This window comes from Burkholderia sp. Ac-20344 (assembly GCF_017104975.1).
Classification (GTDB): domain Bacteria; phylum Pseudomonadota; class Gammaproteobacteria; order Burkholderiales; family Burkholderiaceae; genus Burkholderia.
Map to the genome: position 1 here is coordinate 13441 of NZ_JAAGPP010000015.1, position 19417 is coordinate 32857.

At 59.8% G+C, this 19417-nt stretch carries 18 protein-coding genes and 2 pseudogenes; 9 read left to right on the forward strand and 11 right to left on the reverse strand.

The window, feature by feature from the left end:
• Positions 1–44 precede the first annotated feature (44 nt).
• The 3 genes from scpB to G3N64_RS07375 all read right to left on the reverse strand — a co-directional run bounded on the left by scpB (position 45) and on the right by G3N64_RS07375 (position 3458).
• The gene (gene scpB / locus G3N64_RS07365; protein WP_205783174.1) at positions 45–854 is read right to left on the reverse strand and encodes a methylmalonyl-CoA decarboxylase; all 810 of its coding nucleotides are present in this window, start codon (positions 852–854) and stop codon (positions 45–47) included.
• Positions 851–2074, reverse strand: a complete 1224-nt coding sequence (locus G3N64_RS07370) for a CaiB/BaiF CoA-transferase family protein (protein WP_205783175.1) — start codon at positions 2072–2074, stop codon at positions 851–853. Before G3N64_RS07370 ends, scpB begins: the two co-directional genes overlap by 4 nt.
• Positions 2075–2135: 61 nt before the next feature.
• On the reverse strand, positions 2136–3458 hold the full coding sequence (locus tag G3N64_RS07375) for an MFS transporter (protein WP_205783176.1): 1323 nt from the start codon (positions 3456–3458) through the stop codon (positions 2136–2138).
• Between the two features lie 170 nt (positions 3459–3628).
• On the opposite strand from G3N64_RS07375, the gene G3N64_RS07380 reads away from it, so the two are divergent.
• Both G3N64_RS07380 and G3N64_RS07385 read left to right on the forward strand, forming a co-directional pair.
• A complete protein-coding gene (locus tag G3N64_RS07380) occupies positions 3629–4558 on the forward strand; it encodes a LysR substrate-binding domain-containing protein (RefSeq protein ID WP_205783177.1) in 930 nt (309 codons plus the stop codon).
• A gap of 126 nt (positions 4559–4684) precedes the next feature.
• On the forward strand, positions 4685–5329 hold the full coding sequence (locus G3N64_RS07385) for a LysE family transporter (protein ID WP_205783178.1): 645 nt from the start codon (positions 4685–4687) through the stop codon (positions 5327–5329).
• On the opposite strand, the gene G3N64_RS07390 is transcribed toward G3N64_RS07385, so the two are convergent.
• Positions 5315–6475, reverse strand: a complete 1161-nt coding sequence (locus G3N64_RS07390) for an enolase C-terminal domain-like protein (protein ID WP_205783179.1) — start codon at positions 6473–6475, stop codon at positions 5315–5317. The genes G3N64_RS07385 and G3N64_RS07390 overlap by 15 nt on opposite strands.
• 295 nt (positions 6476–6770) lie before the next feature.
• Here G3N64_RS07390 and G3N64_RS07395 point away from each other — a divergent pair, with 295 nt between their 5' ends.
• Positions 6771–6926 carry a hypothetical protein gene (locus G3N64_RS07395; protein ID WP_205783295.1) on the forward strand — a complete coding sequence of 52 codons (156 nt, stop codon included), beginning with the start codon at positions 6771–6773 and terminating at the stop codon, positions 6924–6926.
• A 63-nt stretch (positions 6927–6989) separates the two neighbouring features.
• On the opposite strand, the gene G3N64_RS07400 is transcribed toward G3N64_RS07395, so the two are convergent.
• From G3N64_RS07400 to G3N64_RS07425, 6 genes and pseudogenes are all read right to left on the reverse strand, one after another.
• Complete coding sequence (locus G3N64_RS07400; RefSeq protein WP_027783759.1) at positions 6990–7334, reverse strand: cupin domain-containing protein; 345 nt, start codon at positions 7332–7334, stop codon at positions 6990–6992.
• A 140-nt stretch (positions 7335–7474) separates the two neighbouring features.
• Positions 7475–8551: an Imm72 family immunity protein gene (locus G3N64_RS07405; RefSeq protein ID WP_205783180.1), complete on the reverse strand. Its 1077-nt coding sequence runs from the start codon at positions 8549–8551 to the stop codon at positions 7475–7477.
• A 129-nt stretch (positions 8552–8680) separates the two neighbouring features.
• Positions 8681–8821, reverse strand: a pseudogene (locus G3N64_RS07410) (helix-turn-helix domain-containing protein); the annotation flags it as partial.
• 3 nt (positions 8822–8824) lie between these two features.
• Positions 8825–8902: pseudogene (locus G3N64_RS07415) on the reverse strand (IS21-like element ISRso6 family helper ATPase IstB); the annotation flags it as partial.
• 577 nt (positions 8903–9479) lie between these two features.
• Positions 9480–10466 carry a toll/interleukin-1 receptor domain-containing protein gene (locus G3N64_RS07420; protein ID WP_080750988.1) on the reverse strand — a complete coding sequence of 329 codons (987 nt, stop codon included), beginning with the start codon at positions 10464–10466 and terminating at the stop codon, positions 9480–9482.
• Positions 10467–10535: 69 nt separating this feature from the next.
• Positions 10536–11732, reverse strand: coding sequence for a reverse transcriptase domain-containing protein (locus tag G3N64_RS07425; RefSeq protein ID WP_205783181.1), 1197 nt, complete (start codon positions 11730–11732; stop codon positions 10536–10538).
• 691 nt (positions 11733–12423) lie between these two features.
• On the opposite strand from G3N64_RS07425, the gene G3N64_RS07430 reads away from it, so the two are divergent.
• Positions 12424–12636 carry a hypothetical protein gene (locus tag G3N64_RS07430; protein ID WP_126877948.1) on the forward strand — a complete coding sequence of 71 codons (213 nt, stop codon included), beginning with the start codon at positions 12424–12426 and terminating at the stop codon, positions 12634–12636.
• Between the two features lie 31 nt (positions 12637–12667).
• Positions 12668–13264: a hypothetical protein gene (locus tag G3N64_RS07435; protein WP_009689783.1), complete on the forward strand. Its 597-nt coding sequence runs from the start codon at positions 12668–12670 to the stop codon at positions 13262–13264.
• Between the two features lie 51 nt (positions 13265–13315).
• Here the strand turns inward: G3N64_RS07435 and G3N64_RS07440 are convergent, their stop codons facing one another.
• The gene (locus G3N64_RS07440) at positions 13316–13630 is read right to left on the reverse strand and encodes a hypothetical protein (RefSeq protein WP_043295084.1); all 315 of its coding nucleotides are present in this window, start codon (positions 13628–13630) and stop codon (positions 13316–13318) included.
• A gap of 677 nt (positions 13631–14307) precedes the next feature.
• On the opposite strand from G3N64_RS07440, the gene G3N64_RS07445 reads away from it, so the two are divergent.
• The 4 genes from G3N64_RS07445 (at position 14308) to G3N64_RS07460 (ending at position 19357) form a co-directional block, all read left to right on the forward strand.
• Complete coding sequence (locus tag G3N64_RS07445; RefSeq protein ID WP_205783182.1) at positions 14308–14724, forward strand: hypothetical protein; 417 nt, start codon at positions 14308–14310, stop codon at positions 14722–14724.
• A 118-nt stretch (positions 14725–14842) separates the two neighbouring features.
• Positions 14843–16396, forward strand: a complete 1554-nt coding sequence (locus G3N64_RS07450; protein WP_241020829.1) for a signal recognition particle — start codon at positions 14843–14845, stop codon at positions 16394–16396.
• Positions 16397–16466: 70 nt separating this feature from the next.
• Positions 16467–17981 (forward strand): plasmid replication protein, CyRepA1 family, encoded by a 1515-nt coding sequence (locus G3N64_RS07455; protein WP_205783183.1) that lies wholly within the window; start codon positions 16467–16469, stop codon positions 17979–17981.
• Between the two features lie 227 nt (positions 17982–18208).
• Positions 18209–19357: a site-specific integrase gene (locus G3N64_RS07460; RefSeq protein ID WP_205783184.1), complete on the forward strand. Its 1149-nt coding sequence runs from the start codon at positions 18209–18211 to the stop codon at positions 19355–19357.
• Positions 19358–19417 lie beyond the last annotated feature (60 nt).

Below are 19417 nucleotides of genomic sequence, written 5' to 3' on the forward strand. Positions count from 1 at the left end.
CGCGCTTTTCGCCGCTTGGGCGCCCGGCTCGCGCAACCCATCGCCTAGACGCCGCGAAACACCGGCGCGCGTCGTTCCGCAAACGCGCGCAGCCCTTCGTCGAAGTCCGCGCCTTCGCATGCGTGCCGGCGCAGCTCGGCAATCCGTTCAAACGCGTCGGCCGGCAACGGCCGCGCGTCCTGCAGCACGCGCAACTGTTCCTTCACCGCGTGCACCGCGAGCGGCGCCTTCGCGGCGATCGTGCGCGCGACGTCGAGCGCCGCATCGTCGACACCGCCTACTTCTGCCAGCCGGTTCACGAGCCCGTGATGCGCGGCGCGCTCCGCATCGAGCGGCTGCGCGCAGAAGAACATCTCCTTCAGCACGTGGATCGGCAGGTTGTCGTAGAAGCGCAGCAGGCCGCTCGTCGAATACGGCAGGCCGATGTTCGCGGGCGTCATCGCGAAACGCGCGTCGCGCGCCGCGACCACCAGGTCGCAGCTCATCACGAGATCGACCGCCCCGCCCCACGCCGAACCCGACACCGCCGCGATCACTGCTCCCGGATAGGTCCGCACGCGCCGCAGCGCCCGTTCGAGCGGCTTGTCGTACGCGAGCGGATCGCGATCGTCGGCCAGTTCGCGCAGGTCGTGCCCCGCGCTCCACACATCGCCGCTGCCGTCGTTCGACAGGATCACGACGGGTGGAGGACGGTGTTCGGCCAGCGCATCGAGACGCGCGACGAGCGCATCGAGCAACGGCGCGTCGAGCGCATGCCGTCTCGCCGGATTCGCGAACCGCACGCGTGCGATCCGCTCGCCGAGCATGTCGACCGTCACGTTCGACGCCCCTTCGTGTTTCGTCGTGTCGCTCATTGCACGGCCTCCGCCACCGCTTCCGCCTGGAAGATCGCGCGCCCGGCCAGCAGCGCATCGATCGCGTCGTCGCCGTAGCCCGCTTCGCGCAGCACGTCGACCGTATGCTCGCCGAGCAGCGGCGGCGCATGACGCGTGCGCGACGCCGGCACCTCGTCGCCCATCCCGCCGAGCGGCGTGACGACCTGGCGCAGCGTGCCGAGCGTCGGATGCGCGACCGGCTCGACCAGCCCGCAATGCGCGAGCTGCGGATCGTCGAACACTTCTTCGAGCGTGTTGATCGGCCCGGCCGGCAGCCCGGCGTCGACGAAACGCTGCGTCCATTCGCGCTTGCCGCGCGTGCGCAGCCGGCTTTCGAGCAGCGCTTTCAGCGCGTCGCGGTGCGCGACGCGCGCGTCGTTGGTCGCGAAGCGCGGATCGTTCGGCAGTTCGGGCAGGTCCAGCAACTGGCACAGCCGCAGCCACATGTCGGTCGTGATCGGCGCGAGGTTGAGCGGCCCGTCGGCCGTCTCGAACACGCCGTACGGCGCAATCACCGCATGCGCGTTGCCGGTGCGGCGCGGCACGTCGCCGAGGCTCAGGTAGCGTTGCCCGTGCACGCTCAGCAACGAGACGAGGCTTTCGAGCAGCGACGTGCCGACATGCTGCCCGCGCCCCGTGCGCTCGCGCTCGAACAGCGCAGCCATCACGCCGGTTGCGACCCACATCCCCGAGCTGAGATCGCCGATCGCGGTACCCGTGCGGGTCGGCTCGCCGTCGGGAAATCCGGTGAGGCTCATCAGCCCCGCATAACCCTGCGCGATCTGGTCGAAGCCCGGCCAGTCGCGCAACGGGCCGCGCGGGCCGAACGCGGTGACGCTGCCCATCACGAGCCGCGGATCGCGCGCACTCAGCGCGGCGTAGCCGAGCCCCATCGCGTCCATCGTGCCGGCCTTGAAATTCTCGATCACGACGTCGGCCTGCGCGATCAGCCGCCGCACGACGTCAAGGCCGGCCGGCTGCCGGAAATCCACGCAGATGCCGCGCTTGTTGCGGTTGCAGGACAGGTAGTACGTGCTCACGCCGCGATCGAACGGCCCCCATGCACGGCTCATGTCGCCGTGCGGCCCCGACTCGACCTTGATCACGTCGGCGCCGAGATCGGCGAGCACCATCGAGCAGAACGGCCCCGACAGCGCGCGGCTCAGATCGACGACCCTGATTCCTTGTAATGCCTGCATTCCGGACTCCTGATATTGATGACTGGGTGTAGCTGGTTTCCGAACGATCGCGGCGTGCCGCTCATTCGGGCAGCGTCTGGTGGCGGGTTTCGACCGCGAACGGCAGGATCAGGATGCCGAGCCCGAACGCGGCCGCAGTCCATGCAACCGGCACGCCGAGCGATCCGTAACCGTGAATCGCGGCGCCGAGCAGAAAGTTCACGCCCGCACCGATGAAGCGGCCGACCGACGCGTTGAACGCGAACGCGGTGGCACGCACGCGCGTTGGGTACTGCTCGGGCAACCACAGCGAGAAGATCGCGAAATTGCCGCCGAAGAAACCGAGGAACGCGAGCGACACCATGAACGCCGCGAGCCCGTTCGGCTGGTAGAACGCCCAGCCGAACGCAAACACGATCGAACCGGCCATGCCCGCGAAATACACGCCGAGCGCCGCGCGCCGGCCGAGCCGTTCGGAGAGCCACGGCGCAACGAGACAGCCGGCGATCGTCGCGCACGACAGGATCGCCGCGCCGATCGACGCGAGCCGCATCGCACCGATGTGGTCGATGCCCGCGCGCGCCGCCAGCGCGCTGACCGCGCTCGCCTCGTAGACGGAGCCGGCCCACAGCCCGACGATCGCGACGCCGACGAGGCTCGCGCTCGTCAGCGTACGGCGCAGGAAGGCCGGCGCGAAGATCTCGCGCAGCGGATGCGCGCGGCGCGCGTCGGCCACGTCGCCGTCGCGTGCGTCATGCCGGCGCCACTGGCCGGGCTCCTTCACGCGCATCACGGTGAACACCGCGAGCAGCGCGGGCGCGAGGCCGCACAGGAACATCGCGCGCCAGCCGTAGGTCGCGCCGATCGTGTAGTTCAGGCACGCCGCGATGAAGAAGCCGAAGTAGTAGCCCGTCTGCAGGTAGCCGGCGCCCATCTTGCGGCGGTCTTCCGGCCAGCTTTCGGCGACGTAGGTGCCCGCGAGCGCCCATTCGCCGCCGACGCCGATCCCGGCGATCAGCCGGCACGCGGCCAGCGCCCACACGTCGTGCACGAACGCGGCCGCGCCGGTGAACACCGAGTAGATCAGGATGCTCGCGGCGAGCGTGCGGACGCGACCGAAGCGGTCGGCGAGCGGCCCCCAGATGAACGACAGCCCCCAGCCGATCAGGAACAGCGCGAACAGGATCGAGCCGTACATCCCGAGATTCGCGGGCGTCGCCGCGATGCCGGAGGCCGGCAGCAGTTCGGTCAGCGCGGGAATCAGCACGAGCGCGTAGATCACCGAATCCACGCCGTCGAGCACCCAGCCCGCATACACGGCCCAGAAGCCCTTGACCTGCTCGCGCGTGAGCGGCGTGCGCCGCGGCTTCGCGCCGGCCACCGGCGCGTCGATCGCCTTGAACATCTTCGTCTCCTTGCCGGCGGGGCCGGCGCTTTGGCCGCGTCCGGTCCGGGATGGCCGGCAGGCTGGCTCTTTTGTGAGACGAGTATAGAAACCTCATCGATCGGGGAAAAATATGATATTCATCTTGCTCGATCGGATTGGCTTATGGCTCGAATCGGGAGACGGCGGCGATGGACTTGAGACAGTTGCGCTATTTCGTGAAGGTCGTCGAATGCGGCAACGTCACGCATGCGAGCGAGGCGCTGCATGTCGCGCAGCCGGCAGTGAGCCAGCAGATGCGTAATCTCGAACAGGATCTCGGGATGCAGTTGCTCGAACGGAGCGTGCGCGGCGTCGCGCCGACCGCCGCCGGCCGCACGCTGTACCGGCACGCGCTCGAACTGCTGCGCCAGGCCGACGGCACGCGCGAGCTGCTGCGCCGCGACGCCGATACACCGCAGGGCCGCGTGACGGTCGGGATGCCATCGAGCACCGCGCGCGTGCTGGCCATTCCGCTCGCCCGCGCGGTGCGCGACCGCTTTCCCGGCATCATGCTGGAGCTGATCGAGGCGCCGAGCGCCGATCTCGACACGCTGCTCGAACGTGCGCGGCTCGATCTCGCGATCGTCGTCGATGCGGTCGACACGCGCGGCATCGCGATCCACCGGCTGCTGACGGAAACGCTGTACCTGATCACGTGGCCCGGGTTCGAGGTGCCGGACGATCCCGTGCCGCTCGACGCGATCGCGCGGATGCCGCTCGTGCTGCCGAGCGCGCCGAACACGATCCGCAACCGCGTCGACTGGGCGATGCGCGAGGCCGGACTGTCGTACGAGATCAGCTTCGAGGCGAGCTCGACCGGGCTGCTGTTCGCGGCCGTGATGGCGCAGCTCGGCGTGACGATCCTGCCGTGGACGGCCGCGCACGTCGAGATCGAGGAGCGCAAGCTCAAGCTGTCGACGGTCGCGCACCGGCTGTTCGCGCGCGACCTGTCGCTGTGCTGGCACGATACGGCGCTCGTCAGCAACGCGGTGCAGAAGGTGAAAGCCGAGATCGTCCGGCTGTTCGACACGCTCGGGCAGCGGCCCGAATGGGCGGCCGGGCAGGCCGACCGTGCGTGACCGCGGCGCTGCTCGGTGATCGGTGCGCACGCGTCCGGAGGGCATTGACAACGTCCCCCGGCGCCCCTTGACGTTGCTTCCATCGTAACCATCACCGGTTCAGCTTAAGAGGTTGTCGGCCCGCTCGTGCTCGACACCTCTGCCTTCATCGAAGGCCTGCTGCTTGGCGCCGGCCTGTTCACGTCGGTCGGCCCCAAGGACGCGTTCGTCATCAAGCGCTCGATCTCGAGCCCCCATCTGCTTTCCATCGCCCTCGTCTGTGCAGGCAGCGACGCGCTGCTGATCGCGCTCGGCGCGCGCGGGTTGTCGTCATTGCTGTCGCGGCATCCCGGCGTGGTATCGGCCGCGCTGTGGGCCGGCATCGCGTATCTTGCCGGCTATGGCCTGTTCGCGCTGCGCTCGGCGATCCGGCGGCGACAGCCCGGGCACATCGATGGCCCCCACGCGGGTAGTGAGCCCACGCGCTCGCGCACGGTGCTCGCGACCGCCGCCGTCTCGCTGCTCAATCCGTACGCGTGGATCGATACCGTGCTGCTGCTCGGCACCGTGATCGTGAGCCATACGCCCACCGCGCGCGCACCGTTCGCGATCGGCGCGATGACCGCTTCGCTCGTCTGGTTCCTGATGCTCGCGTATGGCGCACGCGCGTGCCGTGCGTGGTTCGCCCGCACGCTCGCGTGGCGCGTGCTCGATTGCTTCGTCGCGGTGATGATGCTCGGCTTCGCGGTGCGTTTCGCGATCGACACGCTTCACGCGTCAGCGGCTCGTTAGCGTGCGAAACACGTCGCGCGCACCGGCATGCATCTCGAAGCCGATACCCGGTGCCTGCGGCACGCGTGCGTATCCCGCGTCGACGGTTTCGCCATCGGCGAGCCCGCTGAACGGATGGAACGCGAACGGACTGACTTCCGCGCCGCCGAGCCCGAGCGCCGCGACGACGTGCAGCGAGAACAGATGGCCGCCATGCGGCCAGAACGCGTCGCGCCGCCAGCCGCGCGATGCGAAGTGCTCGACGATCTGCAGATAGCCCGGCAGCCCGTAGCAATGCACCGGATCGAACACCAGCACGTCGCGCTCGGGACGCAGGCCGCCATAGCGGTCGAGCAGCTTCGCTTCCGCGAGCGAGAACAACGCTTCGCCGGCCGCGATCGGCGGTGCGTAGCGCGTGGCGAAATCCGCCTGCAACGGCAGGTCGAGCGGGTCGCAGATGTCCTCGAACCACCAGAGATCGAATGGCACGAGCATCGCGGCGGCGGCGTCGACGGTCGTCGCGTCGTACGTGTTCATCGCATCGACCGCGAGATGCGAACTGTCCGCCAATTGCATGGCGGCAGCTTCGATGCGCCTGCGGTCCTGATCGAGATCCGCGCCGCCGATCTTGATCTTCGCGTGCGTGTAGCCGAGATCGGCGATGCGGCGCATCTCGTCCGACAGACGCGCGAGATCGTCATGCGGATAGCGGTAGCCGCCGCCTGCATAGACGCGCACGCGTGGTGCCGCCGTGCGGTCAAGCCGGTCGGCGAGAAAGCGATGAAGCGGCAGGCCGGCGATCTTCGCGGCTGCGTCCCAGATCGCCATGTCGAGCGTGCCGACTGCGACGCATCGTTCGCCGTGTCCGCCGGGCTTCTCGCCGGCCATCATCGCGCGCCACGCGCGGAACGGATCGAGGTTCGTGCCGGCTTCGTCCGCAAGCGTGTCGGCGGCGGCCAGCAGGCGCGGTGCGAACCGTTCGCGGATCAGGCCGCCCTGAGCGAAACGGCCGACCGATGCGTAGCCGTAACCCGTCACGGGGCGGCCGTCGCGCACGACGTCGGTGACGACCGTGACGATGCTCGTCGTCAGGCCGCCGGGCGGGATCGCCCGATCGCCATAGCGTGACACGGGAATCGCTTGTTCGTGGATCGCGGTGATGCGCATGGTCGGGATTCCGGGAAAACGGTCGATGTTCGCAGGTGCTGCCCGCATGGCGGCCGGCGCGACTGGCGGATCGCTGCATCATAGGTGCTCGCGCGATGTCCTGCAGGCTCGCGACCGTCATGCGACCCGATCGACAGCGTCCAGATCGTGCCGCACCGTATGACGTACGGACGCGATCGCTGCCTGCAACGCGCAGATCGTTGAACAGCAAACCAGACACCGGAAACAGGGGAGAGGACGACACGAATGGTCGTCATACGGGTTTGACGACAGGCCTGAAGCAACGCCAGTCACGATGCTGTCGATCGCGGGCGCGATCGGCGGGATAGCGGAACCGGCCGAGCATGCGACCACGCTCGGCGCGTTGTTTCCGAACCGGAACGAGTTCTATCGAGCCGGAATCCCTCGCGGGTCATCCCGGCAGCAATTCCTGTTCGATGGTATCGGCTGAAGGGTGCGGCTCAATGCGTCGGAACGACCGGCGCCTTTGCGCAGGCCGAACCGATCAACTCGCTCAGGCGAACACGAAGTACTTGCGCACCGTTTCCACCACTTCCCACGTCCCTTTCATGCCGGGTTCGATCACGAACACGTCGCCGGCTTTCAGGTGCACCGGCTCCTCGCCTTCCGGCGTGATGATGCAGTAGCCGTCGAGGAAGTGGCAGTACTCCCATTTCTCGTAGTTCACTTCGAACTTGCCCGGCGTGCAGATCCAGGTGCCCATGATCTTGCTGCCGTCCTTCGAGACGTAGGCATTCAGGTTCACGGTGTGCGGATCGCCGCCGATGCGCTTCCACTTGGTCGCATCGAGGACCGGGGTCGGGCAGGTTTTGCGCAGAACGGTGATGAAATCGGACATGTCGGCTCCAGACTAACGATCGTGTAAGTGAGGCCTGTCACGTTAGTTCGAAAGCACTGTCGTGGCTTGTATGCGTCCGACACCGACTCGTCTATTTTCGACACGGGCTTGCGGGCGGGGCACTCCGCCTCAGCAGCTATTCAATTATCCGGCTGAGGATCTCCATAATGCCAAATGACCATGCCCCACGCTGTGCGCTGCGGCCCCGGCATAGGCGCTCCGGCCTCGACATGAACCGGATCTTTCACAGCCGGGCTTTGCCAGTAGCCAGTGCGCTGACAAGGCTCTCCGGGCAGCACCCGTAGCCTCGGTTGCGCGACGGGCTTGGGGAGGTAAGTTTCCTCCTCCGCCGGAATGCTGCCGTCCCGGTATCGCTTGTCTTCCCACAGCAGCCGCCAGCGCACCGCATGTTCGTCGTTGGACCCTTCCAACAGGTACTTGTGGGCAACACTGCCTTTGAGGAAGTAGCTCGGACAGCCCACCTTGCCGGACGGAAACCATGGCTCCCAGATACCTTCGACAGGAATCTCCTGATCGCTGCAAACCTCGCCGCTTGCGGATTCGTTCTTCGGCGGACAGGGAGGAAGCGATGCGGGATAGGTGCGACCGGGTGGCCAATACCGCCATGCAGGAAGGGGCGCATTTTCGAACATGGATTCATAGGTCCAGTGCTCAAAAACGCGGGTTCCGCCATCCTCACGTGTTCCGTATGCAAGCATCCCGATATAACCGAATCCGACCGAGCACTTGAGCGCGTAGCAAATCAATCTCTCGATCCACACCCCCTCCGCGAAGCCAGTGGCATACACCGGGTCCGAAAAGTTGGCGTCCTTCAGTCCCAGTGAATGAAAAAACGGATCGTATTTACGACCGATTTCAAGCGCACTCCGTCCAAACAACAGGTCGCCACCTTGCTGGCTTCCTATAACCAGCGCGTCGTATGCTGCTCGTTTGTCGAGACCTCGGCGCAATGCATCGATACCCAGATCCATTTGCACCAGTGCCCCCAGGAAATCATGTACGTAGGCTTCCTCGAGCTCCACCTGATTCGGGCTCGGTGTGTCCAGTTGTTTGGCGTACGCGCCGAGAAAGTCCCGATATAGTCCAACGGCGTATTCCAGGAACGTGAAACTCGTCCACTTCTTGAGCAGATAAAACGCCTTTGCTCGCGCATCCTGTTCCTGCTCGGGGGTCATGGTCAAAATATTCAACATCATGGAACCTGTTCGTCCGTCAATTGTTTGCCAGCATCGGATATCGCTCTCCGCGCGTAACCTTCCTGCCTGATCTTGGCCGATCGCTCACGCTCGGCCAGCATGAGCGCTCGTGCAGTTGCGTGATCGGGTACGATTGCGTGCCAGCTCTCGCGTGATCGTCGACGCGCTGCGACCAAGCAGCCTTGCAATCGCCCTGACGCTCGTGTTTCTGGCCCTCTCGATCATGATCGCCGCGCGCTCTTCGGCGCTCAGATGCTGGTATTTCGTCATTGCAATCGTCTTGCGCGGCGCCCCGACGGCGAAACTGTAGTCGTAGTCATCGAGCGTCTTGATGGCGGGGAACCCGTATAAGGTTGTGAAGAAGCTGCACACCGCTGGACTCGTTCCCGACACCCAGTAGCCCGAAGCAGCCAGGCACCGCGAGTCCAGCACGCTAGGACGACGCAACGTCGACTTCAGCGGAACATTGACGCGCGTTCGGATTGAATCGCCCTCAGAGATGAGATGGGCCGATGACAAAACGTGACGCCAGCGAGAACGTTGAGCGTGGATCCACTTTTCACGCCACCGCCCGAAACCTCCCGCTTGCCATCCCCACCCGAACCCCTGTAGAATTGCGCGTTCTGCGGGCGTCGTATAATGGCCATTACCTCAGCTTCCCAAGCCCCAGCGCGTTAATCAAAACCACTAATCACGCGCGTTCTCACGTCGCAATTTCTCCCAGCTTCGCGAAAAGCCACCGTTCATGCGGGGTTCACAGCGATGCCAGTTTTCATGCCAGCACCGACATCAAGAAGCTGACGATATAGCCTCGCCCTTTAAAGCACGAAGACCGTTTCATTCCCCCTTGCAATTCGAGACGCACTCTCGGCTACGAGCGTTTCGAGCAGGGAGGAAATTACGGTTAAGAACTCGATTCTAAAAACCATTAAGCCTGATCTTCGTCATCGACTGTCACCTCTGCGCCACCACGCGAATAGATCGAGATGACATGTTCCGGCAAAAACACGACTCGATCGCCAACCGCCAGGTGCTCCTGCTCGTCGGCGCAAGCGGGAATATTGTTTAGTTCTCCAATATAGTAGGGACCAGATCGCTCGTGTACGATGACCCACATCCGCTCGCTAGAGCAATCACCGAGTTCGGGATCGTCTGGCACCTGTATATCGAACATAAGCTTGACGATGTCGCCACTTACGAGTCCACGACGCTCTTGCTCATCCGGAATCTCAAACGTTTCGGGCCATCGGCGGTGACTAGCAACGCCACTTCGCAGGCGCCAACCATCTATATCGAGTTCAGCAAGATGGATTTCCTCACCTTCTTGTTGTTCTTGCTCAATTGTGATCGGTTCTTGATCAACTGCGAAGATCGGAGGTTCGCCAAGGTCAGGCGGACAATACATCGGCGCTTTGAAAATCGCTCTTAGCAGCGACTCCATTGAAAAATCCGAATTAGCGTCGGAGCGCATATCAATGGCGTAAGTTCCGTGGAATGCAGCAGGTATCGAGCACTCAGGACCCGCAGCGAAATCGCCATCACGAACGATTGGAATAAAGTGCTCCCTAGCCTTCCCCGAGACAATATTTCCAGTAATGATTTGCTGTTCATAGCCCACACCGCCAACTCGCGCCAGAGATTTCCGCGCGTACTCCTTGGTGCAGACTACGAGGGTGAAATCGCATCCAGAAACTTCCGCCTCCATAAACTGAGTGAGGCTTTGTCCTGGAACAATATGCCATTGATCCAATCTCGCGTGAACACCATTTTTTGTGAGACGCTCGGCCAAGGCGCGGACCCAAGCCTTGTGGTCCTCGCTGTCCCAAGAATAGGAAATGAATACTCTGGGAGGAATGCTCTCTGCCATCATCAGGTCCAGTGATTTGATTTCCAATGAAGACGAACGTGCTGCCATTTTCACATGCAGCAGCCACTGTTCACCTCAAGATCGAATACTTATTGCCATACTCTTCAACGAACTACGTCAATTCAATCCCAAGAAGTTGCGGGCCACAGGCGACAACTTGGCGAGATCGATCCCGAGGCCTTCGCTATAGATTCTTCGAAGTACCCGCTGCTCCAGCTTCCCCAACTCGCGACCCAGATCTTCTACGTTGTGACACATGTCATAGGCTGCCAAATACCCGTTTCGCCTCAACATGAGTACGTTACCCAGTTTTGGCAGAGCTATCCGTCGCGCCACGAGTTCCTGGACTGAGCCGAGCTTAAGCAGGTCATCACGAATGACATCGATTTGTTCCTGCGTCAACTCAAGCCGGTAGCTGGACTGGTGGCGAACCAAGCTCACACCAAGAAATTCGGCAGCCTGCTCGGGTTCGTATATCACTGACTTCGAGCCGGGCTCAACCGGTGGCACCATCAACCCAATCGGGGCGAGATGGCGCGCGCAGAATTCAGCCACATCCTCACACTCACCACGAGACGAGGCAAAGAAAATCAGGTCGTCCGCATACCTGACCGCACGAAGACTCTGCTGCTCAATCACGCGATCAAAACCGGCCAGCATGATATTGGAAAAGAATGGGGATAGCGGCATTCCCTGTCGCACGCCTCGCCCGGCTTTGATGCCGAGTCGATTGATCCTCTTCGCAACGCTCCCCTTCGTCGCGGAAATCTCGCAACCAATTGCCTGCACCAGCAGCGGATGGAGGGAGCGCTCACGGATGACAGCCTTCAGCGCTCGCTCAAGATGCAACCGATCAATGGAATCAAAAAAAGACGCGATATCTGTCTTGTAGACCCATCCATACTTCGCTCGAATCTCACAAGCGTCGTGAACAGCCTTCTTCACCCCACGATCCTTCACGAAGCCATAGCTGATCTTGTTAGCAAGCCGATCCGCGTAGCGATCCGAAAGAAAATTCAAAAGCGCTCTCTGCACAATGCGATCTTGGACCGTCGGAACGCAGATCAACCGATCCTTTCCTGAAGACTTCGGAATGAGGTGTGGTCGAAGATCGGAAAACTGGAACGCTTTGCGGTGCAAATCGCGAGCCAATCGATTGAGACGAGCCTTTTCGTCAGCACGAAAGTCGTTGATGGAGATGTCATCGACGCCCGTAGTATTGCGGGATCGAGGTGAAGATTTCTTAAATAGAATGCCCCACGCCGCGCGTAGGGCATCAAGTGGCAGGGCAGTATGGTATGCGTTTCTAGCCATATCTCAGGTGCTTCGCTGGCGTTGAACATCCTCCCTAGACCAGCGGCTGAAAGCCCCTTCGGCATCCTCGTTGCGGACCGCATCTTGCGATTCGGACCCGCCCCTGATTCCGCCGGTCACGCACACGCGATCGCTCGCATGGGCGCAGGTTGCCGATTGGTAACGTGCAGCGCAACCCGCAGAGATGCCCGTGGGCGCAGCACTTCGACCGAAGCGGCCGCGTCGATGCAAATGCTTCTCATTCCCACCTCCATTACGCTGGTTTTGATCCCGGTGATGCAAGCGATGGCGGCCACGGCCGCGCAGACCAGCTTCCGGCCGGCGCAACGAGGGCGATGCTTCGAAGACATGCGCCGCGACGTTGCCGGCGCGCCCGCCTCCCTGCCTGGGGGATGCCCCACACGTTTGTTAATCGCCTTCCCAACAGTTCTAGGGACAGAAAGCGACCCGGTCGCCCCTTCGGCATCCTCGTTGCGGACCGCATCTTGCGATTCGGACCCGCCCCTGATCCCGCCGGTCACGCACACGCGATCGCTCGCATGGGCGCCAAAGGGCCGATTGGTAACGTGCAGCGCAACCCGCAGAGATGCCCGTGGGCGCTACCGAACCGGTGTATTTTGCCTGATGAGTCAATCGGTAACAACTCCCCACCCGCGACTCGCTCACGCACTTATTACTTGAATGTGACGATATGCCCGACTATCTTTGTACGACCATTGTTAAGTGCGCGGAGGCTGCGGTGGCAGAAAAGCAAAAACCGACAAAGAATCTCGCAAGCAACGCCGCTCGCGCCCTGAAAACCGGTACTGCCAGCAAGAAAACCGTGAAGAGCATGGCAGCCCGAATCCTTGCCGACGAGAAGAACGATCCCGAACCGCACAAGCGCGGGCCGAAAGGCAAATAGGGGTCTACGGCTCTCATAAGGGCGAAAGCAGATGGCCGTCATTTCACTTACCGATTTCGTGGACATCGTCTCGAAGTCTGGAACGCCAAAAGCAACCAAGGTCGCGAGCGTCAAGGAACGCCCCGACTATGAGCCAGCACTCGATTTTTATCGTACGTTGCGTGAGGGAATCATTCACCTTCACCAGAGCAGCAAACCGAAAAGCGAATTGGATCGCATCCTCGACAAGCTGAGTGATCCTAAGAAAATTAAGAACTACCCTGCGCTACTCGAAGGCTACAGAAAGTGGTGGGGAAAGAAAAGCCTTGTTTGGTTCTCGCCGCCAAGAGCGAGCTATGAGCATGCCGGCATTCAAATCAATATCAATCCAGAGCTCGGCATGTCGGTTGACAGCATCCGTCATGTCATCAAACTGTATTTCAAGGCCGATGCACTGACGAAACCGCGCGCCGACCTGATAACTTATCTCATGGAAACTGAGCTCCGAAAACTGGCAGCACCAACCGATGTGATGACAGTGCTAGACATCAGGAAAGCGAAGGCATTCACCTACGGCGCGAGTTCGGCAACAACTCAGCGAATGATCAATGCTGAGCTGGCGTACATAGCGAGTCTTTGGGGCAATTGAGGGAGACAGATAAATTCGAATGTCTGCCTCCACCGCAACAGGCATCAAAATCTACTTCTTGCCCATCGGCTCGTGCTTGTCCTTGATTAGTTGGTAGTAGGTGCTCGCGCCGGCCTTCGTCAGCTTTACCTCAGCGATGAACTTCTCGATGATGTCTTTTCGGGTCACGTCCTTGACGATCCGCATCCGCTTGTAGATTTCCGTCGCCAACTCCATCTTCGTCGGAGTAGCCGGTGCCGCTTTCGCTGCGGTATCGTTCCCTGCTGCATTTGCAGCCGACACCACCGCACCCGCCTTCGAATCGTTGGCAACAGGCTTGCCCGCTTTCTCGTCCTTGCTCGTCGCACCTTGCTTCTGATCGACCATGATCGCACTCCTTTCGTTGAAAGTGCGTCCAGGGTCCAGCAGATCGACCTTCGGGGCAACGGCGATAGCAATCACGACCGACACGACTGCTTCCAGCATGAAATCCCACGAGGAACAGTGACAGTTTTCACGTCACCCTCGTCCGCATCTCTCCTATCCCCTTGATCTACCTGGGATTTCCGAATCAGATCATCAGCTTTCTAAGATTCTGCCGTAGGACCATCCTCGAGTTCGATCCGACAAGTCCGCTCTTTTCAATCTTCAAAAAACAATCTCAACAGTTGTCACTTGTCGCAAAGAACCTATCGGAAAAAAAGTCGAACACGAACAGTTTTTGTTGTTGTTTTGGCACGTCAATGGCTCAGGACCCCGGTTTGACACTTGATCGTGACTTATGGAATGATTCGTCCCGTTGAAGCCCAACGCCTCAACGTACCAAGGACGCAAGCTCCGATTCCGCACACGCGGATTATTGGGGTCGAGCAAACTACCGATTGCAAGGTAGATGTCGCTAGTAGCCGCGACTAGCTGATTTCGATCAGTTGCCGACCTGTATAACCTTGGTTCAAACCTTCGATGTTTTGATTGTTTGAACTATCGCTATACAGGAAAGGCAGAGGCTATCTGTTGATCCGTATAGCAAATTCATTTTTTTAATTTGTTATTAAAGGATCAATATGCAAGAACACACCACTCTCCACGCTGCCGACCCGGCCCAACTCTCAGGCCCGGATCAAATCTCATCCGTCTCCTCCGCCGATGCCAAGCACATCGATGGTCAGCCTCGTCCGCGCAAACAGTACAAGCGCAAACCTCCGATTCCTGTCTCGGAATATAGCGTTTCATACACGCTCGACCCTGAACATCCCATTTGGCCGCTCGACAAAAACGGTATTGCCGACGGTGCTCCGTATCCGCTCTCTATGATCGCGGCCGGTGCTCTGGTGCTGTGTCCCAAACACCGCAAGCGTCATGGCGTCGGCAGCGCCGTCGGCTACGTGGGCGGTCCCGCCGAGGGCGTTCTCTGCCCGAGTTGCAAGCACATCTACTACATTGCACCTCAAGGGCAAGACCAGCCGGTCACATCCTCGTGATATCTATCTCTCCGATCACGAACTACACTAGCTGAACTGAGTCGGGAGACAGTCTTTATCAAAAAAACGCTCCCGACCATTTAATTCGCATTACTTAATTATTATTCGAGAATCGAATATGAAAAATTCAGAACTTACGATGGAAGATATCTCCTCGAACATCGCTGATACGGGCAATGTCTCAGTTGAAAGAGAGACTGCCGAAGATATTCTCGATCCGGCAACACCGCAGCCGCTGGATGCGATCAAGATCGCCATCAACAGGAAGGTTAAGAACAAAGCTCGCCCCGGCACGGATGATTTCAAACTTCTCGCGACACAATTCGAGAACGTTACCCTCACGCCGAATGAAATCACGTCTGCCATCGCTCAGGGGTACGCTTGGTGCGCACAACACGTGGACCGTCGTAAGGCCGCGAACTTCGTCTGCACCGACGTTCTCGGTGTAGATCTAGATGAAGGTTGGACCTTCGATTCGCTGCGAGCGCATGAACTTGTGGCAGACCACGGGTTCCTGATCTACGAAACCTACAGTTCCACACCCAAGCGGCCGCGTCTTCGCGCTATGTTCCGCAGTCCGTACACGATCATCGACGCGGACGAAATGCGCACAGTCGTTCGCGGCCTCGTACGCATGTTCGGGGCAGATGAGTCCTGCATCGATCCTTGCCGCATGTATTACGGTAACGAAGGGTGCGAGCCGTACATCATCGACAAAACCTTGACCGTCGAACAGATCGAACACCTCAAGGAACTCGGCGCGACCCAAGGAGGTGATGACAAACAAGATGGCGGCAATCAAAACGCGAACAACTTCGTCCGCTCGTCTCTGCACGTCACCGAAGATCAATTGCTGCGCATTCGTGGCGGAAAACAGGTTGCCCTCTCCACGCTCGCGAGCGGAACCCCCGTGCATTGCCCGCACCACTCCGACCGGAACCCAAGCGCTTTCGTAACGATGTCGTCTCAGGGTATTCGGGGCGTCCATTGCAGCAAATGCCAGCAGACGTTCTGGCAGGAGACCATGCGCCGCAGTGACCTCAAGAATCACGACTTCGAGCAATTCGACCGGGCGCTCGTCGCGGGAGAGCTGTCGGACGCCGCGCATAACGTCGTCGTCAAGGAACTGAATGTCCAGTATCTTTCGCCTGAGTTGATCCCATTCCGTTCGGGCGTAAATTTCATCAAAAGCCCGAAAGGCAGCGGGAAAACTAAGCTCCTGCGCCCGTTCGTCCAACACTGCATCGACGTCGGCGAATCCGTCTTGCTCGTCTCTCACAGGATCAGCCTCGCGTCGGCCAGCGCGCACGGTCTTGGCATGTTCTGCTATCTGGACAAGTACGACCGGGAACTCGGAAACGATCGGTATATGGCCTATGCCGTCTGTCTGGACAGCCTGCGCAGGCGGCTGAAACCGGGTGTTCATTCTTTTGATCACGTCATCATCGACGAGTCTGAACAACTCTTTTCGCACTTCCTGTCCTCCACGCTGGATGGCAAACGCGAATCGGTATTTCACACACTGAGCTTTTACGTGCGTGAGGCCACTACCGTCATTGTCTGTGATGCGGATCTCGGCCGCCTGTCGTTCGAGGCAATCAAGTGCTGCCGTGACGGCATGGGCATCAAGGACTACCGGAGGGAAGAACGCGATTCCGAACTCCAGGACTGAACAAGTCTTGTCACAGGTTTGGATTGACTTCACATCTGGACACCCACTGCATAAAATTTTTTAATTTATTATGGATAACTACTTTTTCTACGTGAATAATTACACATCATCAGGCCGCTCCATCGACCTCTATCAGTCGAAGAATCATTTGCTCAAAGACATGTTGGACACGATGCGTCAAGGCGGTAAGCACTACGTTGGCGATAACGGAAAAGCTGACTCAGAGAGCGTCGCCGAGATGATCCGGGTTGAGACTGGCCTGCGCGTCATGTGCATCACGTCGGCAAACTCTCAAAATCCTGAGATCAAGGACTTCATCAACAACATCGTTGAACGCATCCGCGATTACGACGTGCTGGTCGCTTCCCCTTCGCTTGGCACGGGCATCGACATCACCTTCCCTGATCAGGAGCAGTGGATCGATTACGTCTGGGGCATCTTTTCAGACAAGATCAACACGCACTTCGACATGGATCAGCAGCTCTGCCGCGTGCGGCATCCCAAACACGTCAAGGCATGGGTCGCCGAATCCAGTTTGCAATATGAAACCGAGCCATCCGCCATCAAGCGGGTAGTTGTTGACCTCGATGAACTGCCGGAAGCAATTCGGGGATATGGTCGCCACGGGATGCCGGTTATCGATGACGACGATCCCTTGTTGCACGTTTATGCCCACGCGGTTTCGATGCAAAACGCGTCGAAGAACGATCTACGTGGCAACTTCATCAAGCTCAAGGAACGCAACGGGTGGGAAGTCAAACACATTGCCCCGCCAAAACCGGGGCACGGCTCATCCGGGGAATCAGGCTCGAATATCGGTATGCAAGCAGCGGAAGCGCGGAAGCGGCTCGAAGAAATGCGCGCAGCGGATGTGTGTGACGCTGAACCACTCACCGAGGAAGAATATCAGGCCCTGAACGATGCCATGATGCTGACCTCCGACGAGCAACTGCGCCGGGACCGTTACGCAATCGGGAAATTCTATGGTCAGGAAATCACTCCGGAACTGGTACTGATGGACAACCGCGGACGTTACCGCACCCAAATCACCGCCATGTGCGAATTGCTGGAATCCGAGATTGTCGCGCTCGTTCGGACATACGGCAACGCGAAGGCACATGCACTCGATAAAGATATGGCGGCCAATCGGCAAGCGATCCTGAAAGAGATACTGATGGCGTCTGGCATCTACGACGGGAAACGGGCGTTCGATCCATCACGCAGGTTCCACAAGGACAACATGAAAGATTTCGTCAACTGCTGCTTGAACTATCGAGCTCAAATCTCCCATCTGTTCGATATGTCCCTGCGCAGGGATATCGAGGACAAGCCTGTGGCCCAGTTCAAGGAATTCCTTGAACTGATCGGTCTTGACACCTCGGCGGATGGAAAAAGCGACGCCGGGGGCAAGCGTACCCACTTCTACCGGCTCGACTCCGACCTGCTTGAGCGCACGATGAACTTCGCGAAATACAGGCTGAAGACTCGGACCCGTCCTGCCGTTCAGTCATATATCGGAACCCCATACGTGCTGAACCCAGACGGCGAAAGGGTATATCTCGCCGAACTCACCGTCGAGGAATAATAATACGGGATCGGTTATGCCCCGTGCGTGAAGCGAATTTCGCGCGGGCGTCGAACGATTGCCATCCGACAAGTGCGCAAATTTTCAACTTCAAAAAAAATATACGGTTACTTGTCGGCGGCCTTGTTTCGAATGTTCCGTCGCTGGTGTGGGCGAAAGCTGTTGTCATACCCCGTCTTAGCTCGGATGGTGTTGCTCATCAATTACATTCCGTAAGGAGCAACACCATGACGCTCATCCGTCGAAACAACAGCAAAAACTGGTACTATCAATTCCAGATTCAGGGCAAGAAGTACTTCGGTTCCACCGGGACGCCGAACAAGACAAAGGCCGCTCAGGTCGAACGCGAAATGCGCAATCGAGCCCACGCCGAGCAGTATCTCGGGGATGCGCAGCCGATTACTATCAAGGACGCGTTGGAGCAATATGTGGCGGCTCGGAGTGAGACGGCCTATCACACGAACATGTGCTCAATCGTTCGGAAAACCCTCGGCTACAAGCTTCATCCTCAAACGAAGGCCAAGCTCCCCTGTTACGGTATTCCACTCGACACACTGCTGCATGAACTGACCACACGCGACTTCGATATCCTCGTCGCAAAGCGCAAGGCCGAAGGTGACAAGCCGGCGACGATCAAGCATGAAATCGGACTGCTTCGCGCGACCATCAACGAGATGGCAAAGCTCGGATTCAAAGTTAGTCGTGAGATCGTTTTTCCAGAGCTTAGGACTTCGTATAGGCTTCGATATCTGGATTCTAACGACGAGTCGGCGTTATTGCGCGAGCTCGATCCGGAACGGCTTAGAGCGCGTATAACCGCGTCTAAACCGCAAAAATCTGAAATGACGCGGAATATGCAGGATAACTACGATATCACGGTTTTCCTGCTCGATACAGGGTGCCGCTATTCGGAGGTCGCGAACATTCCATGGTCGGCGATCAACATCGACGCCTGCACGATCAGTCTCTATCGGAGCAAGGTGCGGAATGAGGATGTGCTGCACATGACGTCCCGGCTCGAAACGATTCTTCGTCGTCGGTGGGAAGAACGCCGGGCCGGACAGCGGTATGTCTTCGAAGACCGCACCGGCAACGAACGAGGCTACAGCACGAAATCGATCAAGAAAGCCATCGAGCGCGCCGGTCTGAATGATCCCCTCCTCGTGAAGGAACGCGGCGGCCGCGTCACGCTGCACACGCTCCGTCACACGTTCGCGAGCAAGCTGGTCAAAGCGGGCGTCAGTCTCTATGAGGTGTCGGTGCTGCTCGGTCACAGCGATCCAAAGATGACGCAGCGCTACGCGCACCTCAGCCCGAACGACGCGAGCCGGAAGGCCGTAAAGGTCATCGACTCGCTACTGCTCAATCCCGCGTGAATCGTGGGGTTTCCCGGCCTCGGTTCGACTTAATTCGGGGTACTTTGCAGCTTTTATAGA